Source organism: Arcanobacterium urinimassiliense (genome assembly GCF_900119495.1).
Classification (GTDB): domain Bacteria; phylum Actinomycetota; class Actinomycetes; order Actinomycetales; family Actinomycetaceae; genus Arcanobacterium_A; species Arcanobacterium_A urinimassiliense.
Genome location: NZ_LT632434.1, coordinates 1 through 5,109 on the forward strand (window position 1 = coordinate 1; position 5,109 = coordinate 5,109).

Below are 5,109 nucleotides of genomic sequence, written 5' to 3' on the forward strand. Positions count from 1 at the left end.
TTTTTTTTGGTGGTGTTGCTGGTTTTTTGTTTTTTGTTTGAGTCGTTTTGGGCTTTTTGCAAAATTTTTTGGTTTTTTGTGGAGAGTTTGATCCTGGCTCAGGACGAACGCTGGCGGCGTGCTTAACACATGCAAGTCGAACGGAAAGGCCTCAAGCTTGCTTGGGGTACTCGAGTGGCGAACGGGTGAGTAATACGTGAGTAACCTGCCTTCTTCTTTGGGATAAGCCTGGGAAACTGGGTCTAATACTGGATATTCTGCTTCTGCCGCATGGTGGGGGTTGGAAAGGTTTTTCTGGTGGGGGATGGGCTCACGGCCTATCAGCTTGTTGGTGGGGTGATGGCCTACCAAGGCGGTGACGGGTAGCCGGCCTGAGAGGGTGACCGGCCACATTGGGACTGAGATACGGCCCAGACTCCTACGGGAGGCAGCAGTGGGGAATATTGCACAATGGACGGAAGTCTGATGCAGCGACGCCGCGTGGGGGATGAAGGCTTTCGGGTTGTAAACTCCTTTTGATGCTGAACAAGGCTCTTTTTAGGGTTGAGGGTAGGTGTTGAATAAGCGCCGGCTAACTACGTGCCAGCAGCCGCGGTAATACGTAGGGCGCGAGCGTTGTCCGGAATTATTGGGCGTAAAGGGCTCGTAGGCGGTTTGTCGCGTCTGCTGTGAAAGACCGGGGCTTAACTCCGGGGTTGCAGTGGGTACGGGCAGACTAGAGTGCGGTAGGGGTAGCTGGAATTCCTGGTGTAGCGGTGGAATGCGCAGATATCAGGAGGAACACCGATGGCGAAGGCAGGTTACTGGGCCGTTACTGACGCTGAGGAGCGAAAGCATGGGGAGCGAACAGGATTAGATACCCTGGTAGTCCATGCTGTAAACGTTGGACACTAGGTGTGGGGCCTTTTCCATGGGTTCTGCGCCGTAGCTAACGCATTAAGTGTCCCGCCTGGGGAGTACGGTCGCAAGGCTAAAACTCAAAGGAATTGACGGGGACCCGCACAAGCGGCGGAGCATGCGGATTAATTCGACGCAACGCGAAGAACCTTACCAAGGCTTGACATACACTGGAAGACTGCAGAGATGTGGTTGCCTTCGGGCTGGTGTACAGGTGGTGCATGGTTGTCGTCAGCTCGTGTCGTGAGATGTTGGGTTAAGTCCCGCAACGAGCGCAACCCTTGTCTTGTGTTGCCATCACTTCGGGTGGGGACTCACGAGAGACTGCCGGGGTTAACTCGGAGGAAGGTGGGGATGACGTCAAATCATCATGCCCCTTATGTCTTGGGCTTCACGCATGCTACATTGGCTGGTACAGAGGGTTGCGATATCGTGAGGTGGAGCGAATCCCTTAAAGCTAGTCTTGGTTCGGATTGGGGTCTGCAACTCGACCCCATGAAGTCGGAGTCGCTAGTAATCGCAGATCAGCAACGCTGCGGTGAATACGTTCTCGGGTCTTGTACACACCGCCCGTCACGTCACGAAAGTTGGTAACACCCGAAGCTCATGGCTTAACCACGTATGTGGGTGGAGTGGTCGAAGGTGGGACTGGCGATTGGGACGAAGTCGTAACAAGGTAGCCGTACCGGAAGGTGCGGCTGGATCACCTCCTTTCTAGGGATTTTTGATGGCCCTGTTTGTTTTGGGGTTGTTTTTAGTGGGACTGCGAATTAGCTGGCATGCTGTTGGGGTTTTGGGTAACACCTTTCTGCCTGCGTGGGTTTTGACTGTTTTGGTTGGGGCTTGTGTGGTGTTGGTGTGGTGGTTGAGAATTGTATAGTGGATGCGAGCATCTTTGGTTTTTTGTAAGTGTTTTAGGGCGTTCGGTGGATGCCTTGGCACATGGAGCCGATGAAGGACGTGGTGGTCTGCGATAAGCCTCGGGGAGTTGGCGTGCGAGCTGTGATCCGAGGGTGTCCGAATGGGGGAACCTGGCCAGAGTTATGTTTGGTTACCTGCATCTGAATGTATAGGGTGTAGGGGGTGACGTAGGGAAGTGAAACATCTTAGTACCTACAGGAAAAGATATTCTGTGAGTAGTGGCGAGCGAAAGCGGATTAGGTTAAACCGGGTGTGTGTGATAGCTGTCGGGCGTTGCATATCCGGGGTTGTGGGAGCTGCTGAGGCCTGCCGATGGGGGTCTGAAAAGTTATAAAATGATGGCGTAGCTGAATAGGTTGGGAAGCCTGACCGGAGTGGGTGATAGTCCCGTAAGTGAAACGTTGTTGTCTTTTAGTGGTTTTTCCCGAGTAGCATGGGACTCGTGTAATCTTGTGTGAATTTGCACCGGCCGTGGTGTAAACCTAAATACTCTGTGTGACCGATAGTGGAATAGTACCGTGAGGGAATGGTGAAAAGTACCCCGGGAGGGGAGTGAAATAGTACCTGAAACCGGACGCTTACAATCCGTCAGAGCCTCCCTGGTGGGGGTGATGGCGTGCCTTTTGAAGAATGAGCCTGAGAGTTAGGATGTGTGGCGAGGTTAACCTGTGTGGGGGAGCCGTAGCGAAAGCGAGTTTTAAATGGCGTTTTAGTTGCATGTTCTAGACCCGAAGCGGGGTGATCTACCCATGGCCAGTGTGAAGCACGTGTAAGAGCGTGTGGAGGCGCGAACCCACTTCAGTTGAAAATGGAGGGGATGAGCTGTGGGTAGGGGTGAAAGGCTAATCAAACTCCGTGATAGCTGGTTCTCCCCGAAATGCATTTAGGTGCAGCGTGGTGTGTTGCTTGCTGGTGGTAGAGCGACTGGATAGCTGATGGCCCTGGTGGGTACTGAGGTTAGCCAAACTCCGAATGCCGGTTAAGTTTAGCATTGCAGTGAGACTGCGGGGGATAAGCTCCGTTGTCGAGAGGGAAACAGCCCAGATCATCGGTTAAGGCCCCTAAGAGTGTGCTGAGTGGGAAAGGATGTGGGGTTGCTGTGACAACCAGGAGGTTGGCTTAGAAGCAGCCATCCTTGAAAGAGTGCGTAATAGCTCACTGGTCTAGTGATTCTGCGCCGACAATGTAGCGGGGCTAAGTACACCGCCGAAACCGTGGCAATATTTTGTATTGGGTAGGGGAGCGTCGTGCGTGAGGTGAAGCGATGGTGTGAACTTGTTGTGGATTGCGTGCGAGTGAGAATTCAGGCATGAGTAGCGATTTGATAGGTGAGAATCCTATCCGCCGTATGACTAAGGGTTCCAGGGCCAGGTTGTTCCGCCCTGGGTTAGTCGGGTCCTAAGGCGAGGCCGTCAGGCGTAGTCGATGGGTGACCAGTTGTTATTCTGGTACCGGTGTAGAACCGTCCGTGCTGAAGCGAGGGATACTAACCATCCCGGATATTGCTTGACACTTTCGGGTGTTGGGTGGTTGATGGCGTGGGAACTGATCTTGTGGTAGGCAAGCGTGTTAACAGGGGTGACGCAGTGAGGTAGCTTCCGCGTGGCTTATGGCTTGCCGCGTTTAACAGTGTGGCCTGTTTCCTAGGTAAATCCGGGAAATGTTTAAGGTGAGGCTGGATGATGACCTTTTTTTAAGGGAAGTAGGGTGATCCTGTACTGTCTAGAAAAGCCTCGACGTGAGGTTCGAGCCGCCCGTACCCGAAACCGACACAGGTAGTTGGGTAGAGTATATTAAGGCGTTCGAGTGAATCGTGGTTAAGGAACTCGGCAAAATGCCCCCGTAACTTTGGGAGAAGGGGGACCGGAACCTTGAGGCCTTTTTGCAGGCTAGGGGTGATGGTGGCAGAAACCAGGGAGAAGCGACTGTTTATCAAAAACATAGGTCTGTGCGAACACGTAAGTGGATGTATACGGACTGACGCCTGCCCGGTGCTGGAAGGTTAAGAGGACTGGTTAGTCATCCTTGTGGTGGCGAAGCTGAGAATTTAAGCCCCAGTAAACGGCGGTGGTAACTATAACCATCCTAAGGTAGCGAAATTCCTTGTCGGGTAAGTTCCGACCTGCACGAATGGCGTAACGACTTCTCCACTGTCTCAACCGCGAACTCGGTGAAATTGCATTACGAGTAAAGATGCTCGTTACGCGCAGAAGGACGGAAAGACCCCGGGACCTTTACTATAGCTTGGTATTGGTGTTTGGTACGTTTTGTGTAGGATAGGTGGGAGACTGTGAAGCTCAGACGCTAGTTTGGGTGGAGTCATTGTTGAAATACCACTCTGATCGTGCTGGATGTCTAACCTTGGACCATGATCTGGTTTAGGGACAGTGCCTGGTGGGTAGTTTAACTGGGGCGGTTGCCTCCTAAATTGTAACGGAGGCGCTCAATGGTTCCCTCAGCCTGGTTGGTAATCAGGTGGCGAGTGTAAGTGTAGAAGGGAGCTTGACTGTGAGACTGACGGGTCGAGCAGGTACGAAAGTAGGAACTAGTGATCCGGCCATGGCTTATGGTAGCGTGGTCGCTCAACGGATAAAAGGTACCCCGGGGATAACAGGCTGATCCTGCCCAAGAGTTCATATCGACGGCATGGTTTGGCACCTCGATGTCGGCTCGTCGCATCCTGGGGCTGGAGTAGGTCCCAAGGGTTGGGCTGTTCGCCCATTAAAGCGGCACGCGAGCTGGGTTCAGAACGTCGTGAGACAGTTCGGTCCCTATCCTCTGCGCGCGTTAGAAACTTGTGGAGGGCTGTCCCTAGTACGAGAGGACCGGGACGGACGAACCTCTGGTGTGCCAGTTGTACCGCCAGGTGCATGGCTGGTTTGCTACGTTCGGTAAGGATAACCGCTGAAAGCATCTAAGTGGGAAGCCTGCTCCGAGATAAGGTTTCGATAACCCTTTAGGGTTGGGAGGTCCCCTATAGACTATAGGGTTGATAGGCTAGAAGTGGACAGGCCGAGAGGTCTGGAGCTGACTAGTACTAATGACCGATCACTTACCAACAAATCTATAAAAGTTTTATTTAATGTTTCGCATCCACTATACAATTCCCGGCCACCAACCAAAAAAAGAGGATTCTTTTCAGAAAGAGTGGCTATCCAACCGTTTTGGCGGTGGCAATAGTGCCAGGGAAACGCCCGGTCCCATTCCGAACCCGGAAGCTAAGCCTGGTAACGCTGATGGTACTGCACTCGAGAGAGCGTGGGAGAGTAAGAAACCGCCGCCATTCAAACC

Annotated in this window: 3 rRNA genes; all 3 read left to right on the forward strand. The window is 52.8% G+C overall.

What is annotated here, in order from left to right:
• The first annotated feature begins 75 nt into the window (after window positions 1–75).
• Window positions 76–1,611: ribosomal RNA gene (locus BQ7117_RS00005) — 16S ribosomal RNA — on the forward strand.
• 189 nt (window positions 1,612–1,800) lie between these two features.
• Window positions 1,801–4,878: ribosomal RNA gene (locus BQ7117_RS00010) — 23S ribosomal RNA — on the forward strand.
• A 106-nt stretch (window positions 4,879–4,984) separates the two neighbouring features.
• Window positions 4,985–5,101, forward strand: a 5S ribosomal RNA gene (gene rrf, locus BQ7117_RS00015).
• Together the 16S, 23S and 5S rRNA genes form the textbook arrangement of a ribosomal RNA operon.
• Window positions 5,102–5,109 lie beyond the last annotated feature (8 nt).